At 70.4% G+C, this 20,089-nt stretch carries 16 protein-coding genes; 10 read left to right on the top strand and 6 right to left on the bottom strand.

Translation table 11 applies throughout. The features are described from left to right. Positions 1 to 31 precede the first annotated feature (31 nt). The 8 genes from A5712_RS04570 (at position 32) to A5712_RS04535 (ending at position 11,414) form a co-directional block, all read left to right on the top strand. Positions 32 to 1,594, top strand: a complete 1,563-nt coding sequence (locus A5712_RS04570) for an alpha/beta hydrolase (RefSeq protein ID WP_156766414.1) — start codon at positions 32 to 34, stop codon at positions 1,592 to 1,594. A 288-nt stretch (positions 1,595 to 1,882) separates the two neighbouring features. Then, positions 1,883 to 3,454, top strand: a complete 1,572-nt coding sequence (locus A5712_RS04565; protein WP_156766413.1) for an alpha/beta hydrolase — start codon at positions 1,883 to 1,885, stop codon at positions 3,452 to 3,454. Between the two features lie 107 nt (positions 3,455 to 3,561). Further along, the gene (locus tag A5712_RS32405) at positions 3,562 to 5,220 is read left to right on the top strand and encodes a PE family protein (RefSeq protein ID WP_068101922.1); all 1,659 of its coding nucleotides are present in this window, start codon (positions 3,562 to 3,564) and stop codon (positions 5,218 to 5,220) included. Positions 5,221 to 5,308: 88 nt separating this feature from the next. Next, positions 5,309 to 6,649 carry a type I glutamate--ammonia ligase gene (gene glnA, locus A5712_RS04555; protein WP_068101920.1) on the top strand — a complete coding sequence of 447 codons (1,341 nt, stop codon included), beginning with the start codon at positions 5,309 to 5,311 and terminating at the stop codon, positions 6,647 to 6,649. Between the two features lie 51 nt (positions 6,650 to 6,700). Next, on the top strand, positions 6,701 to 9,685 hold the full coding sequence (locus A5712_RS04550; RefSeq protein WP_068101918.1) for a bifunctional [glutamine synthetase] adenylyltransferase/[glutamine synthetase]-adenylyl-L-tyrosine phosphorylase: 2,985 nt from the start codon (positions 6,701 to 6,703) through the stop codon (positions 9,683 to 9,685). Then, positions 9,682 to 10,329, top strand: coding sequence for a PaaI family thioesterase (locus A5712_RS04545; protein ID WP_082973263.1), 648 nt, complete (start codon positions 9,682 to 9,684; stop codon positions 10,327 to 10,329). Before A5712_RS04550 ends, A5712_RS04545 begins: the two co-directional genes overlap by 4 nt. Further along, positions 10,326 to 11,186, top strand: a complete 861-nt coding sequence (locus A5712_RS04540; protein WP_068101916.1) for a TIGR03619 family F420-dependent LLM class oxidoreductase — start codon at positions 10,326 to 10,328, stop codon at positions 11,184 to 11,186. Before A5712_RS04545 ends, A5712_RS04540 begins: the two co-directional genes overlap by 4 nt. 9 nt (positions 11,187 to 11,195) lie before the next feature. Next, on the top strand, positions 11,196 to 11,414 hold the full coding sequence (locus A5712_RS04535; RefSeq protein WP_066937719.1) for a hypothetical protein: 219 nt from the start codon (positions 11,196 to 11,198) through the stop codon (positions 11,412 to 11,414). Positions 11,415 to 11,514: 100 nt separating this feature from the next. On the opposite strand, the gene glnA (A5712_RS04530) is transcribed toward A5712_RS04535, so the two are convergent. Next, the gene (gene glnA, locus A5712_RS04530; RefSeq protein ID WP_068101914.1) at positions 11,515 to 12,951 is read right to left on the bottom strand and encodes a type I glutamate--ammonia ligase; all 1,437 of its coding nucleotides are present in this window, start codon (positions 12,949 to 12,951) and stop codon (positions 11,515 to 11,517) included. A 249-nt stretch (positions 12,952 to 13,200) separates the two neighbouring features. On the opposite strand from glnA (A5712_RS04530), the gene A5712_RS04525 reads away from it, so the two are divergent. Then, a complete protein-coding gene (locus A5712_RS04525) occupies positions 13,201 to 13,632 on the top strand; it encodes an RDD family protein (protein ID WP_068101912.1) in 432 nt (143 codons plus the stop codon). A 6-nt stretch (positions 13,633 to 13,638) separates the two neighbouring features. Here A5712_RS04525 and A5712_RS04520 read toward each other — a convergent pair whose 3' ends face one another. The 5 genes from A5712_RS04520 to sucB are packed head-to-tail and all read right to left on the bottom strand — an operon-like array spanning position 13,639 to position 18,809. Then, positions 13,639 to 14,391: a DUF4191 domain-containing protein gene (locus A5712_RS04520; RefSeq protein WP_068101910.1), complete on the bottom strand. Its 753-nt coding sequence runs from the start codon at positions 14,389 to 14,391 to the stop codon at positions 13,639 to 13,641. Positions 14,392 to 14,431: 40 nt separating this feature from the next. After that, positions 14,432 to 15,364 (bottom strand): lipoyl synthase, encoded by a 933-nt coding sequence (gene lipA / locus A5712_RS04515; protein WP_068101908.1) that lies wholly within the window; start codon positions 15,362 to 15,364, stop codon positions 14,432 to 14,434. Then, complete coding sequence (gene lipB, locus A5712_RS04510) at positions 15,361 to 16,059, bottom strand: lipoyl(octanoyl) transferase LipB (protein ID WP_068101907.1); 699 nt, start codon at positions 16,057 to 16,059, stop codon at positions 15,361 to 15,363. Before lipB ends, lipA begins: the two co-directional genes overlap by 4 nt. A gap of 46 nt (positions 16,060 to 16,105) precedes the next feature. Then, positions 16,106 to 17,017 (bottom strand): TIGR01777 family oxidoreductase, encoded by a 912-nt coding sequence (locus A5712_RS04505; RefSeq protein WP_068101905.1) that lies wholly within the window; start codon positions 17,015 to 17,017, stop codon positions 16,106 to 16,108. A 4-nt stretch (positions 17,018 to 17,021) separates the two neighbouring features. Next, positions 17,022 to 18,809, bottom strand: coding sequence for a 2-oxoglutarate dehydrogenase, E2 component, dihydrolipoamide succinyltransferase (gene sucB, locus A5712_RS04500; RefSeq protein ID WP_068101903.1), 1,788 nt, complete (start codon positions 18,807 to 18,809; stop codon positions 17,022 to 17,024). A gap of 177 nt (positions 18,810 to 18,986) precedes the next feature. Here sucB and A5712_RS04495 point away from each other — a divergent pair. Continuing rightward, the coding region (locus tag A5712_RS04495; protein ID WP_156766412.1) for an SDR family oxidoreductase at positions 18,987 to 20,089 on the top strand (1,103 nt) is incomplete at its 3' end.

Genomic DNA, 20,089 nt, shown 5'->3' with positions numbered 1-20,089 from the left:
TCAGAATCTCAGGTTGGCTCTGGCAGCATATGTGGGCATGGGGTTGTCTCGCCGCGACAAGGTCGCGCGCACGCTGCTGATCTGGACGGCGCTCGCCGCCGTGGCGATGCTGCTCGGCGGCTGTCTCCGCGTCGTGGGCGGGCGCGCCGTAATGGCGGGGCCCAAGCTGGGCCAGGCGATCGAATGGACGCCGTGCCGCTCGTCCAACCCCAAGGCCAAGATCCCCAGCGGCGCGATGTGCGGCCGGCTGGCGGTGCCCGTCGACTACGACCACCTCGACGGCGACGTGGCGACGCTGGCGATGGTTCGGTTTCCGGCGACCGGGGACAAGATCGGCTCGCTGGTGATCAATCCCGGCGGCCCCGGTGAGTCCGGCATCGACGCCGCGTTGAGCGTCGTGCAGACGTTGCCCAAGCGCATCCGCGAACGCTTCGACCTGGTCGGCTTCGACCCGCGCGGGGTCGGCTCGTCGCGGCCGGCGATCTGGTGCAATTCCGACGCCGACAACGACCGGCTGCGCACCGAGCCGAACGTCGACTACAGCCCTGCCGGCGTGGCCCACATGGAGGACGAGACCAAGCAGTTCGTCGGCCGCTGCATCGACAAGATGGGCAAGGACTTCCTGGCGAACGTGGGGACGGTCAACGTCGCCCGCGACCTGGACGCCATCCGCGCGGCGCTGGGCGACGACAAGCTGACCTACCTCGGCTACTCCTACGGCACCCGGATCGGCTCGGCCTATGCGGAGGCCTATCCCACCAAGGTGCGCGCGATGATCCTCGATGGCGCCGTCGATCCGAACGCCGACCAGATCGAGGCGGATCTGCGTCAGGCCAAGGGATTTCAGGACGCGTTCAACGACTTCGCCACCGACTGCGCCAAGCAACCGACCTGCCCGCTGGGCACCGACCCGGCCAAGGCGGTCACCGTCTATCACAGACTGGTCGACCCGATGGTGGACCCCAACAACGAGATGGTCGGCCGGCCGATACCCACCAAGGACCCGCGCGGGTTGAGTTATGCCGACGCCATCGTGGGGACGATCATGGCGCTGTACTCGCCGTCGCTGTGGCACCACCTGACCGACGGCCTGTCCGAGCTGGCCGACCACCGCGGCGACACCATGCTGGCGTTGGCCGACATGTACATGCGCCGCGACCCGCACGGCCACTACACCAACGCCACCGACGCCCGGGTCGCGATCAATTGCGTTGACCAGCCGGCGATTACGGACCGCGCCAAGGTGATCGACGAGGACCGCCGGTCCCGCGAGATCGCCCCGTTCATGAGCTACGGGCAGTTCACCGGCGACGCGCCGCTGGGCACCTGCGCGTTCTGGCCGGTGCCGCCGACGAGCAAGCCGCACGCCATCACGGCGCCCGGCCTGGCGCCGACGGTGGTGGTGTCGACCACGCACGACCCGGCGACCCCCTACAAGGCCGGCGTCGATTTGGCCCAGGAGCTGCGCGGCTCGCTGCTGACCTTCGACGGCACCCAGCACACGGTGGTCTTCCAGGGCGACAGCTGCATCGACGACTACGTGACGGAGTACCTGATCGGCGGCGACACGCCGCCGAGCGGCGCCAAGTGCTAGGGGTGTTGCGGCGCCGAGACTGCGCTCAACGCTAAAAATCCGGCGTTTTTTGGCGCTGAGCGCAGTCTCGACGGACTAGTGGCGACGCGCGCACTGGGCGTCGATTGTGAGCTGGCGGTTTTCGGTGTGCGCCTAGGGCGGGGTTTCGGCGATTTTCCCGCCCTGGGCTCACATGAAACGCCCACGATTCACACCCAACGCCCGACGATCCGACCAGGTCGCGACGCGCCGAGGCGAGATCAAGCCGTGACCATTTCGCGTTCGGACGGGTATTCGGTGCTGCAAATATTGACAGCCATGTCGCGCCTGAGACCGTTGAGCTCGGCGCTGCTGTCGTTCGGGATTCTGGTTGCGGGACAACCGGTGCTGCCGCTGCCGGTGGCCGGGGCGACCCCGGAACCGGGTGCGGGCCAGACCCCGACCCCGGCTCCGCCGGCCGCTGCGGCGCGCCCGCAGAACTGGGGCAGCTGCAGCCAATTCCTGACCGACACCAGCGACGTCCCCACCGCCCAGTGCACCACCGTGTCGGTCCCCGTCGACTACGCCAATCCGGGTGGCGCGCAAGCCAAGCTGGCGGTGATCCGGGTGCCCGCGACGGGACGCCGGATGGGATCGCTGTTGATCAACCCGGGCGGGCCGGGCGCGTCCGCGGTCGACATGGTCGCCGGCATGGCCTCGGACCTGGAGAACAGCGATATCACCCGCAACTTCGACCTGGTGGGGTTCGACCCTCGAGGGGTGGGCCACTCGACCCCGCCGTTGCGCTGCCGCAGCGACGCCGACTTTGACGCGTTCCGCCGCGAACCGATGGTCGATTACAGCCCGGCCGGCGTGGCGCACATCGAGCAAATCAACCAGCACCTGGCTCAGCAATGCGCCAGCCGGATGGGCAACGCGTTTCTGGCCAACGCCGGCACCGCATCCGTCGCGCGCGACATGGACACGGTCCGCCAGGCGCTGGGCGACGAACAGATCAACTACCTCGGCTACAGCTACGGCACCGAGCTGGGCACCGCATACCTCGAGGCGTTCGGCGACCACGTGCGGGCGATGGTGCTCGACGGCGCCATCGACCCGACCGTGGACCCGGTCACCGAGAACATCAACCAAATGGCCGGATTCCAAACGGCTTTCAACGACTACGCCACCGACTGCGCCCGCTCGGCCGGATGCCCGCTGGGCACCGATCCGGCTCAATTCGTCAACCGCTACCACGCCCTGGTCGACCCGCTGGTCGCCAAGCCGGGCCGGACGTCGGACCCGCGCGGGCTGAGCTACGCCGACGCGACCACCGGCACCATCAACGCGCTTTACACCCCGGCGCACTGGAAGTACCTGACCAGTGGCCTGCTCGGGCTGCAACGCGGCACCGACGCCGGCGACCTGCTGATGCTGGCCGACGATTACGAAGGCCGCGACAAGGCCGGGCACTACAGCAACGACCAGGACGCGTTCAACGCCGTGCGCTGCGTCGACGCGCCGACACCGACGGATGCGGCGACCTGGGTCGCCGCCGATCAGAAGATGCGGCAGGTCGCCCCGTTCCTGAGCTACGGGCAGTTCACCGGAAACGCACCGCGCGACCTGTGCGCGCTGTGGCCGGTGCCCGCCACCTCAAGGCCGCACGCCGCGGCGCCCGTCGCACCCGGCAAGGCCGTCGTCGTCTCCACGACGCACGACCCGGCCACGCCGTACCAGGCCGGCGTCAACCTGGCCCGGCAACTCGGCGCGCCGCTGATCAGCTACGACGGCACCCAACACACCGCCGTGTTCAACGGCGACCAGTGCGTGGACACCGCGGTGGTGCGGTACTTCGTCGCGGGCGCACTGCCGCCGGCTTCATTGCGGTGCCGGCCCTGAGCCAAACCTCGGGCTTGCCCTCGCCCGTCCTGCTACGTTGCATGCACCTGACGGATGGAGGACCGCCGGGCTAGTGGCAACCGGGGCTAGCTGGTAGGTGGACCGACATGTCGTTCGTAATCGCCGCACCGGAGACGATGGCGGCGGCCGCAGCGGATTTGGCCGGGATCGGGTCGGCGCTCGGCGCGGCCCGCGCGGCTGCCCTCTCGACGACGGGGGTGCTGCCCGCGGCGGGGGATGAGGTGTCGGCGGCCCTCGCGGCGCTGTTCTCCGCCCACGGGCAGTACTTCCAGGGACTCGGCGCGCAGGCGGCAGCGTTTCACGACCAGTTCACGCAGAGCCTGCGGGCGGCGGCGGCCGGCTATACGGCGGCCGAGGCGGCGAATACCTCGCCGTTGCAAACCGTTTGGCAAGACGTGCGAGGGGCGATCAACTCGCCCACGGAGTTGTTGCTGGGGACCCCGTTGATCGGCAACGGCACCGATGGGGCGCCCGGGACCGGGCAGCCGGGCGGGCCGGGCGGGCTCTTGTGGGGCAATGGCGGCAACGGCGGGTCTGGCCTGCCGGGGCAACCCGGCGGCCGAGGCGGTAACGCCGGGTTGCTCGGCAACGGCGGGGCCGGCGGCGCCGGTGGGGCCGGCGCAACCGGCGGCGTCGGGGGCGCGGGCGGCACTGGCGGCGTCCTCTTCGGCAATGGCGGTGTCGGCGGCACCGGCGGCGCCGGCCTCGCGGGCGGCGTTGGCGGAACAGGCGGGCCCGGCGGGGCGGGCATCGGTCTGCTGAGCATGGGCGGCACCGGCGGCATGGGCGGGACTGGCGGCACCGGGTTGCCGGGCACCGCCGGCTCTATCAACGGCGGCGACGGCGGTGCCGGCGGCGTGGGCGGGGCCGGCGGCGCAGGCTCGGGCCTGTTCGGTGAAGGGGGCACCGGAGGCGCCGGTGGCGATGGCGGCCCCGGCGGCTCTACCAGCTTCAATGGCGGCGTCGGCGGCACCGGCGGCGCCGGCGGGGCCGGCGGTACGGGCCTCAACGGCGGCCACGGCGGCAATGGCGGCATTGGCGGCCAGGGCGTCCTCACCACCACGACCGGTGGTGCCATCGCCGGCGGCGGGGGCGGCGGCGGTGGCGTGGGCGGCAGCGGCCAGTTGGGCGGCTTGTTCGTCACCGGCGGCTCCGGCGGCGCCGCCGGAGCCGGGGGCCAAGGCGGCGGTGCGGAAATCATCGATCCCACGCTCGGCCTCGACCTCACCAGCAGCGGCGGCGTCGGAGGTCAAGGCGGCGGGCCCAACCTGCTGATCCAGGGCGGTACCGGTGGCGGTGGTGGCGGCGGCGCGGCCGTCAACGTCGGTGCCACGACGATCACCGGCGGCAGCGGGGGCAACGGAGCGGGTCCCGGCGTCTTCGTCCTCAACGGCGGCGTCGGCGGCACCGTCACCGGAGCCAACGCCTCCGCCGTGGACGCCGCCGGTGGCGGTGGTGGCGGTGGTGGCATCGGCGTCGCCAACGCCGGCGGCAGCGGCGGCACCGGCGGCGGCGTCGACGGCGGAACCGGCGGCAGCGGCGGTCCCGGTGGCGTGGGTGGCGTCGGCGGAACCGGCGGCGGCAACGGCCACAGCGGCACCGGAAGCGGCGGCGCCACCGGCGGCGCGGGCGGCCTCGGCGACGTCCTCGCCGGTGGTGGCGGAGGTGGCGGTGGTGGCAGCGCCGCCGTCATAAGCGCCGGCAACGGCACCGCCACCGGCGGCCGCGGCGGCACCGGCCTCTAGCGCACGCGGATCAAGGGCGGAGCCCCGCAACGGTTCTGAGCGGGCGTCGGTAACACAAAATTAACAGCGGTTGCCTACTGTTCGAGTTATGGATCGACAGAAGGAATTCGTCCTCCGCACGTTGGAGGAGCGAGACATCCGCTTCGTTCGGCTCTGGTTCACCGATGTGCTCGGCTACCTGAAGTCCGTAGCCATCGCGCCGGCCGAACTCGAAGGCGCCTTCGAGGAGGGCATCGGCTTCGACGGATCCTCGATCGAGGGCTTCGCACGCGTCTCCGAATCCGACACCGTCGCCAACCCCGACCCGTCGACCTTCCAGGTGCTGCCCTGGGCGACCCCGTCCGGCCACCACCACTCCGCGCGGATGTTCTGCGACATCACCATGCCCGACGGCTCGCCGTCGTGGGCGGACCCGCGCCACGTGCTGCGCCGCCAGCTGCAGAAGGCCAACGACCTCGGCTTTTCCTGCTACGTGCACCCCGAAATCGAATTTTTCCTGCTGGAGTCCGGCCCCAACGACGGGTCGAGGCCCATCCCCGTCGACAGCGCCGGCTACTTCGACCAGGCGGTGCACGACTCCGCGTCCAACTTCCGCCGGGACGCCATCGAGGCCCTCGAGTTCATGGGCATCTCGGTCGAGTTCAGCCATCACGAGGGCGCGCCCGGTCAGCAGGAGATCGACCTGCGCTTCGCCGACGCGCTGTCGATGGCCGACAACGTCATGACGTTCCGCTACGTCATCAAGGAAGTCGCGATCGAAAACGGCGCGCGGGCGTCGTTCATGCCCAAGCCCTTCGCCGAACACCCCGGCTCGGCCATGCATACCCACATGAGCCTGTTCGAGGGCGACGTCAACGCCTTCCACAGCACCGACGACCCGCTGCAACTCTCGGACGTGGGCAAGTCGTTCATCGCCGGGATCCTCGAGCACGCCTCGGAGATCAGCGCCGTCACCAACCAATGGGTCAACTCCTACAAGCGGCTGGTGCAGGGCGGCGAGGCGCCCACCAACGCGTCGTGGGGGGCGGCCAACCGGTCGGCCCTGGTGCGGGTGCCGATGTACACGCCGCACAAGACGTCGTCGCGGCGGATCGAGGTGCGCAGCCCCGACTCGGCGTGCAACCCGTACCTGGCGTTCGCGGTGCTGCTGGCCGCCGGGCTGCGCGGCGTGGAGAAGGGCTACGTGCTGGGACCGCAGGCCGAGGACAACGTGTGGGACCTGACGCCCGAGGAACGCCTCGCGATGGGATATCGCGAGCTGCCCACCAGCCTCGACGCGGCGCTGCGCGCCATGGAGGCCTCCGAGCTGGTCGCGGAAACGTTGGGGGAGCACGTGTTTGACTTCTTCCTGCGCAACAAGCGCACGGAGTGGGCCAACTACCGCAGCCACGTCACGCCCTACGAGCTGCGCACCTACCTGTCGCTCTAGCTCACACCCTGCGCCGATCGGTCTGAGAGACCGGCGGCTTGCGCTACCGTCGTGGTCGTGACCAAACCCGCGACCGAACGCCCCCGGCTGCCCAGCGTGGGCCGGCTCGGGCTGGTCGACCCGCCCGCCGGTGATCGTCTGGCGCAGCTGGGTTGGTACGAGCGCGACGACCAGAACTACATCGACCGGTTGTGGGCGTTGTCGCGCGCGCCCGACCCCGACGCCGCGCTGCGGGTCCTGGTGCGGCTGTGGGAGAACCCGGACAGCGATTGGGACGAACTGAGCGCCGCGCTGCTCACCGAACGCGGGCTCCGTGGCCGACTGTTCGGGGTGCTCGGCTCGTCGCTGGCCCTCGGGGATCACCTCGCCGCCAACCCGCAGTCCTGGAAGTTGTTGCGCGGCAAGGCCCACCTGCCCTCACGCGATGAACTGTGCGCGACGTTCCTCGAGTGCGTCGACGAGGCGCTGAGCGCCCCCGGGTCGGCGCTGGAACGCCTGCGCATCCTCTACCGGGACCAGCTGCTGGTGTTGGCGGCCCTCGACCTGGCCGCCACGGTCGAGGACGAGCCGGTCCTCCCGTTCACCGTGGTGAGTGCCCAGCTCTCGGACCTGGCGGACGCCGCGCTGGCCGCCGCGCTGCGGGTGGCCGAGGTCAGCGTGTGCGGGGACCGCACGCCGCCCCGGCTGGCGGTCATTGCGATGGGCAAATGCGGTGCCCGCGAACTGAACTACGTCAGCGACGTCGACGTCATCTTCGTCGGCGAGCGCGCGGACGCGGTCACCACCCGGGTGGCCAGCGAGATGATGCGGGTGGCGTCGTCGGCCTTCTTCCAGGTCGACGCCGGCCTGCGGCCGGAGGGCCGCAGCGGCGAGTTGGTGCGCACCGTCGAATCGCACATCGCCTACTACCAGCGCTGGGCCAAGACGTGGGAGTTCCAGGCGCTGCTGAAGGCCCGGGCGGCCGTCGGCGACGCCGAGCTCGGGGAGCGCTACCTGGCCGCCCTGACGCCAATGGTCTGGGTCGCTTGCGAGCGTGAGGATTTCGTCGTCGAGGTCCAGGCCATGCGCCGCCGGGTGGAGCGGCTGGTGCCCGCCGAGGTGCGCGCCCGCGAGATCAAACTCGGCAGCGGCGGCCTGCGGGACGTGGAGTTCGCCGTGCAGCTCCTGCAGCTGGTGCACGGCCGCACCGACGAGTCGCTGCACGTGGCTTCGACGGTGGACGCGCTGGACGCGCTGGGCCGGGGCGGCTACATCGGACGCGAGGACGCGGCGAACCTGACGGCGTCCTACGAGTTCCTGCGGTTGCTCGAGCACCGGCTGCAACTGCAGCGACTCAAGCGCACCCACCTGCTGCCGGAGGCCGACGACGAGGAGGCGGTGCGCTGGTTGGCGCGGGCGGCGCACATCCGGCCCGACGGCCGCCACGACGCGGCCGGGGTGCTGCGCGAGGAGCTCCGGCACCAGAACGTGCGGGTGTCCGGCCTGCACGCGAAGCTCTTCTACCAGCCGCTGCTGGAGTCGATCGGCCCGGCCGGTTTGGAGATCCCACACGGCATCACCTCCGAGGGCGCCGAGCGGCAGCTCGCGGCGCTGGGCTATGAGGGGCCGCAGACCGCGCTGAAGCACATGTCGGCGCTGGTCAACCAGAGCGGGCGGCGCGGCCGGGTGCAGTCGGTGCTGCTGCCGAGGCTGCTGAACTGGATGTCCTACGCGCCCGATCCCGACGGCGGGCTGCTGGCGTACCGGCGCCTGTCGGAGGCGCTGGCCGGGGAGAGGTGGTACCTGTCCACGCTGCGGGACAAGCCCGCGGTGGCCCGGCGGCTCATGCACGTGCTGGGAACGTCGGCCTACGTGCCGGACCTGCTGATGCGCGCGCCCCGGGTAATTCAGGATTACGGCGACGGTCCGGGCGGGCCCAAGCTGCTCGAGACCGACCCCGCGACGGTGGCTCGGGCGCTGATCGCCTCGGCGAGCCGCCACCCCGATCCGGTGCGGGCGATCGCGGCCGCGCGCACGCTGCGGCGCCGCGAACTGGCCCGCGTCGGTTCGGCCGACCTGCTCGGTTTCCTCGAGGTCACCGACGTCTGCAAGGCGCTAACGTCGGTGTGGGTGGCCGTGCTGCAGGCCGCCCTGGACGCCATGATGCGGGCCAACCTGCCCGACGACGGTAGGGCGCCGGCGGCGATCGCGGTCATCGGCATGGGCAGGCTGGGCGGCGCCGAGCTGGGCTACGGGTCCGACGCCGACGTGATGTTCGTCTGCGAGCCCGCCCACGGCGTCGACGACTCGCAGGCTGTGCGGTGGTCGACGACGATCGCCGAGCAGGTGCGGGCGCTGCTGGGCACGCCCAGCGTCGACCCGCCGCTGGAGGTGGACGCGAACCTGCGGCCCGAGGGTCGCAGCGGCCCGCTGGTCCGCACGCTCAGTTCCTACACCGCCTATTACTCGCAGTGGGCGCAGCCGTGGGAGATCCAGGCGCTGCTGCGCGCGCACGCGGTCGCCGGCGACGCCGAACTGGGCCAGCGGTTCTTGGTGATGGCCGACCAGACGCGCTACCCACCCGACGGCGTGTCGGCGGAGGCGGTACGCGAAATCCGCCGCATCAAGGCCCGCGTCGAGTCCGAGCGGCTGCCGCGGGGGGCGGACCCCAACACCCACACCAAGCTGGGTCGCGGGGGACTGGCCGACATCGAATGGACCGTGCAGCTCATGCAGCTGCGGCACGCGCACGAGGTGCCCGCGCTGCACAACACGTCGACGCTGGAATCCCTGGACGCCATCGCCGCGGCCGGCCTGGTGCCCGCGGAGGATGTGGACCTGCTGCGGCAGGCCTGGCTGACCGCCACGCGGGCCCGCAACGCGCTCGTGTTGGTTCGCGGCAAGCCCACCGACCAGCTGCCGGGGCCGGGCCGTCAGCTCAAGGCGGTCGCGGTGGCCGCGGGGTGGTCGTCCGACGACGGCGGCGAGTTCTTGGACAATTATCTGCGGGTAACGCGTCGGGCAAAAGCCGTGGTGCGCAAGGTGTTTGGAAGTTGAGTCAGGAGGCCGGCGCGTTGGACGCCACTTTCGAGGTGCTCAGCGCGGCGGAAGCCCAACGCGTGACGGCCCTATACACCCCGCTGGCCGACGCGGTCCGCGACCTCATCGACGCCACGATCCGGACCGAGGCCGACGAGGGCGTAGTCGCCGACGCGCGATCCGCGATCGAGGAAGTCACCAAGTCGCTGCGGCAACGGACGCGGCCGATGGGGGTGACCTACCGCGTCGACGGCGGCCGCCCGCTGACTCTGGGCAACGCCGCGATCGGCCTGGGCAACCCGATCGCCCCGCCGGTGATCGTGCACCACGACGGCGGCGGCCGGTGCTGGAGCGAGTTCGTCCTCGGGACGGCCTACGAGGGCCCGCCCAAGCTGGTGCACGGCGGGGTGAGCGCCCTGGTGCTCGACCACATGCTGGGCGAGGCGGCCAGCGAGGGGCTTTCCAAGCCGCGTTTCACCGGGACCATCACCGTGAAGTACCTGCGCGGCACCCCGCTGGGCCCGCTGCGCTCCGAGGCGTGGGTCGACCGCAAGGAGGGCGTCAAAGTCTTTGCGCGCGGCACTATTTCGGACGCGCACGGGGTCACCGTCGAGGCCGAGGGCGTCTTCATCGAGCCGTCGTGGGCGAGGGAAGCCGAATGAAGTTCTACGTCAGCAGCGCCTTTTTGAACACCCGGGAGATCGTCGAAATCGCCAAGGCGGCCGACGAACTCGGCTACGACGGCGTTGGGATCCCCGACCACGTCGTCAACCTGGAGACCCTGGAAACCCCGTACCCGTACACCAGGGACGGCCAGCGCCGCTGGCAGCCCTTCACCGACTGGCCCGACCCCTGGGTCCTCGTCGGCGCGCTGGCCCAGGTCACCGCCCGGCTGCGGTTCGTCACCACCGTCTACATTCCCGCCATGCGCAATCCGTACTCGGCGGCGAAAGCCATTGGCACGGCGGCGGTTTTGGCGTCCGGCCGGGTAGAGCTCGGGATCGGTGTCGGCTGGTGCCGGGAGGAGTTCGCCTTGATGGGTGAGCGGTTCGACGCCCGCGGCAAACGCACCGACGAGATGATCGAGCTGATGCGGGCGCTGTGGCGACCGGGCTGGGCCGAGTTCGAGGGCACGTTCTACCGGACACCGCGCCTGGAAATGGAGCCGACGCCGCCTCCGATACCGGTGTACGTGGGCGGGCTCAGCGACATCGCGCTGCGCCGCGCCGCCCGCAACGACGGCTGGATCGGCGACCTGATCAAGACCGATCGGGCCATCGAGGCGGTGGGCCGGCTGCGGGAACTGCGGGCCGAACTCGGCTTGTCCATGGACGATTTCACCATCCTGACGCCGCTGACCGACGCCTTCACCACCGCCGACTATCAGCGCGCCGCGGACGCCGGCATCACCGGCATCATCACCATGCCGTGGGTGTTCTACTCCGGCCCGGATGCCACGCTGGCCGACAAGATCGACGGCATGCAGCGCTTCCGCAAGGACCTGTCGCTCGACGGCTAGAATTTGCCGGTGGCTTTCACGGTCGTTTTCAGCAACGGTGAACCGCGGGATTACGGCGCCTTCGACAGCTACGAGGTCACCGACGCGGGGGTGCTGATCATCTCGATGCATCGCGAAGACGTCGAGCGGCATTACGTCGCGCCGGGGGGCTGGCTGGAGGTCGTCGAGATGGCCGAGGGTCAGCCGGTGCGGATGACCCGCGGAATCCTGGGCCGCCGCCCCGGTTGATCCTGCGGCAGAAGGAGTTTCACCGCCGAGCAGACGCAGAATCGCACCGGAGCGCGTCGGCGAGGGCGATTCTGCGTCTGCTCGCGACCGTTGGGGCGGCTTAGACGTCGAAGTAGAGCGAGAACTCGTAGGGGTGCGGCCGGATCTGGACCGGCAGGATCTCGTACTCGCGCTTGAAGTTGATCCACGTCTCGATCAGGTCGGGCGTGAAAACGCCGCCCTCCGTGAGGTATTCGTGGTCGGCCTCCAGCCGGTCGATCACCGCGGACAGCTGGGTCGGTGCCTGCGGGATGTTGGCGGCCTCCTCGGGCGGCAGCTCGTAGAGGTCCTTGTCGACCGGCGCTTGCGGCTCGATCTTGTTCTTGATGCCGTCCAGCCCGGCCATCAGCATGGCCGAGAACGCCAGGTACGGGTTGCCCGACGAGTCGGGGCAACGGAACTCCAGCCGCTTGGCCTTCGGGTTGCTGCCCGTGATCGGGATACGCACGCACGCCGAGCGGTTGCGCTGGCTGTACACCAGGTTGATCGGCGCCTCGAAGCCCGGCACCAACCGCTTGTAGGAGTTCACCGTCGGGTTGGTGAACGCCAGCAGCGACGGGGCGTGATGCAGCAGGCCGCCGATGTAGTGCCGCGCGGTGTCCGACAGGCCGGCGTAGCCGGTCTCGTCGTACATCAGCGGGCTGCCGTCCTTCCACAGCGACTGGTGCGTGTGCATCCCGGACCCGTTGTCGCCGAACAGCGGCTTGGGCATGAAGGTGACGGTCTTGCCGGCCTGCCACGCGGTGTTCTTGACGATGTACTTGTACAGCTGCATGTCGTCGGCCGCGTGCAGCAGCGTGTTGAACTTGTAGTTGATCTCGGCCTGGCCGCCGGAGCCCACCTCGTGGTGGCCCTTCTCCAGGGAGAAGCCCGACTGGATCAGGTTGTGCAGCATCCGGCTGCGCAGGTCGACGTAGTGGTCGACGGGCGCGACCGGGAAGTAGCCGCCCTTGGGGCGGACCTTGTAACCGCGGTTGGGGCTGCCGTCGCTCTCGTTCGGCTCGCCGGTGTTCCACCACCCGGAGATCGCGTCCACCTCGTAGAACGAGCCGTTGGTGCGCGAGTCGAAGCTGACCGAGTCGAAGATGTAGAACTCGGCCTCGGCGCCGAAGTAGGCGGTGTCGGCGACCCCGGTGCTCTTCAGGTAGTTCTCGGCCTTGCGCGCGATGTTGCGCGGGTCGCGCGAGTACGGCTCCAGGGTGAACGGGTCGTGCACGAAGAAATTGAGGTTCAGGGTCTTGGCTTCGGTGAACAGGTCGATCCGAGCGGTCGCCGGGTCCGGGAGCAGCAGCATGTCGGATTCGTGGATCGACTGGAAACCGCGAATCGACGAACCGTCGAAGGCCAAGCCGTCCTCGAACACGCTCTCGTCGAAGAACGAAACCGGAATCGTGAAGTGCTGCATGATGCCTGGCAAGTCACAGAACCGGACGTCGACAAACTCGACATCCTCGTCCTTGGCGAGTTTGAAGACGTCGTCGGGCGTCATTTCCGTCACAGAATTGCTCCTTTACTTGGTGATCCGCGGCCTGACGCTATGGAGCTGATGTTGCCCGTCAGTCAACCCGATGTTGCGCAGAGGTTACGTGACCATGCTTCCCCGCACCAGAATCCGGGTCGCTGACGGGTTCTATTGTGGGGCCATGGACGGCAGCATCGTATCTGGTCGGCAAGACGGACACACCGTCGCATCCCCGCTGCGTCGCGGGCTTGCGCGGCGGTTCCACCGGGCCGTCGGAAGCCGCCCATGACCGACGGTTTGCCGGGATCGCGGTCGGCTTTTCCGGGCGAGAGCCTCGGCCTGCCGCAGGCGGGTCCGGGATCCCTGGCGCCGATGGGCCGACGGCTGGTCGCGCTGATGATCGACTGGCTGATTTCCTACGGCCTGGGCGCGCTGGCCATGGCGTTCGGCCTGTTTTCCCAGCGGACGCTGGCCACCGCGGTGTTGGTGATCTGGTTCGCGCTCGGGGTGGTGGCGGTGCGGCTGTTCAGCTTCACGCCGGGGCAGTTGGCGCTGGGTCTGCAGGTGGCGTCGGTGGACGGGCGGGTGCCGGTCGGGCTCGGCCGGTTGGTGGCGCGCGGGCTGCTGATCGCGATGGTCATCCCGGCGCTGTTTACCGACTCCGACGGCCGTGGCCTGCAAGATCGGCTGACGGGGACGGCCGTGCTGCGGCGGTGACCGACGTTACCGGCGGCGCACCGTGCGCTGCACGCCGCGCATCTTGCCGGCGTTCGGCAGCGGCCCCTTCGGCATGACGCCGGCGCCGGCGCGCGAACCCAGGGCGGCCAGCCGCGACTCCAGCGTGTCCATCTGCTTGGTGGTGATGTTGGCCGGAAGCTTGGTGAGGTGGCGCTCCAGCTTGCCCAGTGGCACCTCGCCCTCGCCGTTGCCGACGACGATGTCGTAGATCGGCACCTCGCCGACCAGCCTGGCGGTGCGCTTCTTCTCCTGGGCCAGCAGCGGTTTGACCCGGGCCGCCGATCCCTCGCCGACCAGGATCACGCCGGGCCGGCCGAGCACCCGGTGCACCGCGTCGAAGTGGCCGGTCGCGGCGACCCCCGGGGTCACCCGCCACTTGCCCCGCAGGTTGTCCAGCACCCACGCGGCCGCGCCGGTCTGACCTTCGGCTTTGCTGTAGACCGCGCGCTGGGCCCGGCGGCTGAAGATGATGAACGCCACCAGGGCGCCCAGCAGCACGCCGAACGGGATCATCGTGATCATGGTCAGGCCGCCGGCCCAGATGCCGACCGCCACCGCGGCGCCGACGATCAGCACAAACGCGCCGATCATGTACGGCAGCAGGCGCTTATCTTCCTTGCGCTGCATGTTGAACGCCTGCCACAACTGGCCGCGGCGCTCCTTCGCGGCGGCCTTGCGGGCGGCGGTTGCCTGAGCCCGGGCGGCCTTGTTCTCGGCGGCGGTGCGGGGTTTAGCCATAATCACCAAGGATACGTTCGGGCCCAGATCGCCGGGACACTCAGGCCGTCGAGGCGCGGCCGCGCACGGCTTGGTCGTAGAGCCGCCCGGCCCGGTACGACGACCGCACCAGCGGCCCGGACAGCACCCCCGAGAAGCCGAGGCCCTCGGCGTGCCGGGCGAACTCGTCGAACTCCTCGGGTGTCACCCAGCGCTCGACCGGGTGGTGGCGCGACGTCGGGCGCAGGTACTGGGTGATCGTGACGATGTCGCAGCCGGCGTCGCGCAGGTCGGCCAGCGCGCCGCGCACCTCGTCGGCGGTTTCGCCCAGCCCGAGGATGAGGTTGCTCTTGGTGATCAGGCCGAAGTCGCGGGCCGCGGTGAGCACGTCAAGGCTGCGCCGGTAGGTGAAGGCGGGCCGGATCCGCTTGAAGATCCGCGGCACCGTTTCGACGTTGTGCGCCAACACTTCCGGGCGCGACTCGAAGACCTCCGCGAGCCGCGCGGGCTCGCCGTTGAAGTCGGGGATCAACAGCTCGACGCCGGTCGACGGGTTGAGCTCCTTGATGGCCCGGACCGTCTCGGCGTATAGCCACGCGCCGCCGTCGGGCAGGTCGTCGCGCGCGACACCGGTGATGGTCGCATAGCGCAACCCCATCGTCTGCACGCTCTCGGCGACCCGCCGGGGCTCGTCGCGGTCCAGCGCCGCCGGTTTTCCGGTGTCGATCTGGCAGAAGTCGCAGCGACGGGTGCACTGGTCGCCGCCGATCAGGAAGGTGGCCTCCCGGTCCTCCCAGCATTCGAAGATGTTGGGGCAGCCGGCCTCCTCGCACACCGTGTGCAGGCCCTCCCGGCGGACCAGGCCCTTCAACTGGGTGTACTCCGGACCCATCCGGGCCCGCACCTTGATCCACGGCGGCTTGCGTTCGATCGGGGTCTGCGCGTTGCGCACCTCCAGGCGCAGCAGCTTGCGGCCTTCGGGAGCGACAGTCACATCGTTGATGCTACGCGGGCAACCGGGTGGTCACGCACCGGAAGCGCGCCGTCCAGAGCGTCGCAGACCGCGACGGCGACCGCCGCCCGCACCTCGTCGACGGCGACGCTGCGCCGCAGTTCGGCGGACAACGACGTCACCCCGGCGTCGCTGATGCCGCACGGGACGATCGCGTTGTAGGTGCCCAGGTCGCAGTCGCAGTTGAGGGCGAACCCGTGCAGCGTGGTCGCCCGCGACACCCGCACACCGATGGCGGCGACCTTGCGGGCCGGCCGGCCGCCGCCGGCGGGCACCCAAACGCCGGACCGGCCGTCGACCCGGGCGGTGGCCAGGCCCAGGTCACCGCACACCTTGATGAGCGCTTCCTCAAGGCGCCGAACGTATTTGACGACGTCGAGCGGCTCGGCCAGCCCGATGATCGGGTAGCCGACCAGCTGCCCGGGACCGTGCCAGGTGATCTTGCCGCCGCGGTCGGTGTCGACCACCGGCGTCCCATCAACCGGTCGCTCATGCGCCTCGGTGCGCCGCCCGGCGGTATAGACCGCCGGGTGCTCCAGCAGCAGCAGGGTGTCGGGCCCGCCGGCGACCCGGGCGTCGGCCAGGTCGCGCTGCAGCTGCCAGGCGGTGCGGTATTCGACCGTCCCGAGCTGGCGGACGTCGATCGCGGCCGAACTCGACCGGATGGAATCACTCACCCGGCCGACGCTACTCGGCCCGCCCCGGACCGGCGACGCGACGTTATTAGTCGTGGTCGCGGCGGGCGGTGGCGTAGGCGAGCGCCTCGCCAATGGTGTTGTGGTGGAACTCGAAACCAGCGCGTTCCAGCGCCGACGGGATGGCGCGCTGACCGATGAGCAGCCCCTCGTCGGCGAACTCCCCGAGCGCGGCCCGCACCGCGAAGCCGGGCAGCATCAACGGGGTCGGGCGATTGAGCGCACGACCGAAGGCGGTGGTGAACTCCGCGTTGGTCACCGGCGCCGGTCCGGTCAGGTTCACCGGACCCGACAGCGACGGGTGTGAGATGGCGAACAGTAGCGCCCGCACCTCGTCTTCCAGCGTGATCCACGACATGTATTGCCGGCCGCTGCCCAGCCGGGCGCCCAGGCCCGTCGCGAACAGCGGTCGCAGCCGGCGCAGCGCGCCGCCCGACTTCGACAGCACCAGGCCGGTGCGGGCCAGCACCACCCGGGTGCCCGCGTACTGGGCGGGCAGCGTCGCCGCCTCCCAGTCCTCGCACAGCTGCGCGAGGAAACCGCTTCCCGCCCGGGCGTTTTCGTCGACCACCCGATCCCTGGTGTTGCCGTAGTAGCCGACCGCGCTGGCGTTGATCAGCGTTTCGACGCCGGCGTCGGCGACGGCGTTGGCCAGCACCTCGGTGGGAGCGATGCGGCTGTCGCGCAGGCTCTGCTTGAAGGCGCCCGACCAACGGCGCTGCCCGACGTTGACGCCGCACAGGTTGACGACGGCGTCGACGTCGACCAGCGCGTCCGCGTCGAACTCGCCGCTCTCCGGATTCCAGTGCAGCTCTTCGGAATTCGTCGGCGTGCGGCGCACGATGCGCAGCACCGGGTGGTCGGCGGCGCGCAGCGCGGCGGCCAAGGCGGAGCCGATCAGGCCGGAGGAACCCGCTATCGCGATGACGGGCTTGGGCACGTCGTCACAGCCCCAGATCAGCCTCGAAGGCTCCCTCTTCGAGCCGGTTCTTGATCGTGGTGAGGAAACGTCCGGCGTCGGCGCCGTCGATCAGCCGGTGGTCGTAGGTCAGCGGGAGATAGCAGACCGAGCGGACACCGATCGACTCGTTGCCGAACTCGTCCACGATCACCCGCGGCCGCTTGACGATCGCACCGGTGCCGAGCATGGCCGCCTGCGGCGGAACCAGGATCGGGGTGTCGAACAGGGCGCCCTGGCTGCCGATGTTGGTGATGGTGAACGTGCCGCCGGACAGCTCGTCGGGCTTCAGGTTGCCCGACCGGGCGCGCTCGGCGATGTCGGCGATGGCCCGGGCCAGCCCGGCCAGCGACAGGTCGCCGGCGTTGTGGACGACGGGGGAGAGCAGGCCCTGCTCGGTGTCGACGGCGAAGCCGAGGTGCTCGGCGTCGTAGTAGGTGATCTCCTTGGTTTGCTCGTTGTAGCTGGCGTTGACGTTGGGGTGGATCTTGAGGGCGTCGATCACGGCGCGGGCGATGAACGGCAGGTAGGTCAGGTTCACCCCCTCGCGCTCGGCGAATGCGGACTTGGCGCGGGCCCGCAGCCCCACGATCTTGGTCATGTCGACCTCGTGGGTCTGGGTGAGCTGGGCCGTGGCCTGCAGCGATTCGCGCGTCTTGGCCGCGGTGAGCTGACGGATCCGGCTCGCCTTCTGGGTGGTGCCGCGCAGGTGGGCCAGCGCGGGCGTCGGCGTGGGCGCGGCGGCGGGAGCCGCCTTGCGGTCCGCGGCCGGCGCCGCGGCGGGCGCCGCGGTCGGTGCGGGCGCCTGCTTCGCCTGCTCCTTCTTCTGCGCCGCCGCGAGCACGTCCTGCTTGCGGATGCGGCCGCCGACGCCGGTGCCGGTGACCTCGGAGAGGTCGATGTTGTTCTCGTTGGCCAACTTTCGCACCAGCGGGGTCACGTATGGCGCGCCGTCCCCGCTCGGGGCGCCGGCCTGCGCCGCGGCGGGCGGGGCCGGGGCTGGTGCGGGTTGCGGTATCGGCGCCGGCGCGGGCGCGGGTTTGGCCGCCGCCGGCTCCGGTTTGGGTTCGGGCTTCGGCGCCGGCTTGGGCTCGGGTTGGGGTGCGGGCGGCGCCGGGGGAGCCGACGGAGCCGGCGCGGCGGCCTCCGTTCCGGCGCCGATCCGGGCCAGCTCGCCGCCGACCGGGACGGTCGCGTCCTCCTCGGCGGTGATGCTGACCAGGACGCCGGCCACCGGCGAGGGGATCTCGGTGTCCACCTTGTCGGTGGACACCTCCACCAGCGGCTCGTCGACCTGAACCGAATCGCCGACCTTCTTCAACCAGCGGGTCACGGTGCCCTCGGCCACCGACTCGCCGAGCTCGGGCATCAGCACCGGCTTGGAGTCGCCGGAACCGCCGCCCGACGCCGCCGGCTGGGCCGGCGCCGCCGGCTGCGGCTCGGGCTGAGCCTGGGCCTGCGGTTCGGGCTCCGGCTCCGGCTCCGGCTGCGGTTCCGGTTGGCTGGGCGCCTGGGGTTGGGCCTGGGGTTGCTCTCCCGCGTCGCCGATCACGGCCAATTCGCCGCCGACCTCGACCGTGTCGTCCTCCTGGGCAACGATCTTGGTCAGCACACCGGCGGCCGGCGACGGTATCTCGGTGTCCACCTTGTCGGTCGACACCTCGACGAGGGGCTCGTCGAGTTCGACCGTGTCGCCCTCCTGCTTGAGCCAGCGGGTGACCGTCCCCTCGGTGACGCTCTCACCGAGTGCCGGCATCTGGACGGAGAAGGCCATCTTTTCTGACTCCTCGATCGCTCGTGGGTCGGGGCGGGTCGACTATCAAAACTATCCTGTCACTGCGCATTCGTCGGCACACATCCAGGGCGACCGCGTTCGGGTGCCGGGTCGGCGCCGACGCGCTTGCTACCGTGTGGCCACTGGCGTCAGAGGCCAGTCACAGCGGGAGGTTCGATGCCGGAGCTACAACAGGTACCCCAGCGGTTCGTCGACAGCACCGACGGCGTGCGCATCGCCGTATACGAGGAGGGCAACCGCGAGGGCCCGACGGTCGTGCTGGTGCACGGCTTCCCCGACTCGCACGTGCTGTGGGACGGCGTCGTCCCGCAGCTAACCGAGCGGTTCCGCGTCATCCGCTACGACAACCGTGGCGTCGGCATGACGTCGGCGCCCAAGGCGGTCTCCGCCTACACGATGGCCCGATTCGCCGACGACTTTGCCGCGGTGATCGGCGAGCTGAGCCCCGGCCAGCCGGTGCACGTGCTGGCCCACGACTGGGGTTCGGTGGGCATCTGGGAGTACCTGAAGCGGCCGGGCGCGAGCGACCGGGTCGCCTCGTTCACGTCGGTGTCCGGCCCCAGCCACGAGCAGCTGGTCGACTACGTGTTCAGCGGGCTGCGCCAGCCCTGGCGGCCGCGCAGGTTCCTGCGCTCGATCACCCAGGCGCTGCGCCTGACCTACATGGTGTTCTTCTCGATCCCGGTGCTGGCGCCCCTGGGCCTGCGGCTGGCGCTGTCGGTCCCGGCTCTGCGGCGCAATGCCGTCGACAACATCCCCGCCGAAAAGATCCACCATTCGGACAAGCTGGCCTCCGACGCCGCCCGTTCGGTGAAGACCTACCCGGCCAACTACTTTCGCTCGTTCTCCATGCGTGGCAGGCCGCAGACCGTGGACGTGCCCGTGCAGCTCATCGTCAACACCCGCGACAAGTACGTGCGGCCCTACTCGTTCGACGAAACCGCGCGCTGGGCGCCGCGGTTGTGGCGCCGCGACATCAGGGCGGGCCACTTCTCGCCGATGTCGCACCCGCAGGTGATGGCGGCCGCGGTGCACGACTTCGCCGACCTGGTCGACGGCAAACCGCCGAGCCGGGCCATGCTGCGCGCGCAGGTCGGGCGTCCCCGCGAGTACTTCGGCGACACCCTGGTGTCGGTCACCGGCGCGGGCAGCGGCATCGGGCGGGAGACCGCGTTCGCCTTCGCGCGCGAAGGCGCCGAGCTGGTCGTCAGCGACATCGACGAGGCGACCGTCAAGGAGACCGCCGCCGAGATCGTCGC

The organism is Mycobacterium sp. E2327 (assembly GCF_001672675.1).
Taxonomy (GTDB): Bacteria; Actinomycetota; Actinomycetes; order Mycobacteriales; family Mycobacteriaceae; genus Mycobacterium.
Note: the sequence above shows the minus strand (reverse complement) of the source record. Positions and strands in the feature narration are given on the sequence as shown.

Bases quoted from the DNA above. Each gene is read 5' to 3' on its own strand.
- A5712_RS04540 (WP_068101916.1), top strand. From the start codon at position 10,326: ATGAAGTTCTACGTCAGCAGCGCCTTTTTGAACACCCGGGAGATCGTC.
- A5712_RS32405 (WP_068101922.1), top strand. From the start codon at position 3,562: ATGTCGTTCGTAATCGCCGCACCGGAGACGATGGCGGCGGCCGCAGCG.
- sucB (WP_068101903.1), bottom strand. From the start codon at position 18,809: ATGGCCTTCTCCGTCCAGATGCCGGCACTCGGTGAGAGCGTCACCGAG.
- glnA (WP_068101920.1), top strand. From the start codon at position 5,309: ATGGATCGACAGAAGGAATTCGTCCTCCGCACGTTGGAGGAGCGAGAC.
- A5712_RS04525 (WP_068101912.1), top strand. From the start codon at position 13,201: ATGACCGACGGTTTGCCGGGATCGCGGTCGGCTTTTCCGGGCGAGAGC.
- A5712_RS04520 (WP_068101910.1), bottom strand. From the start codon at position 14,391: ATGGCTAAACCCCGCACCGCCGCCGAGAACAAGGCCGCCCGGGCTCAG.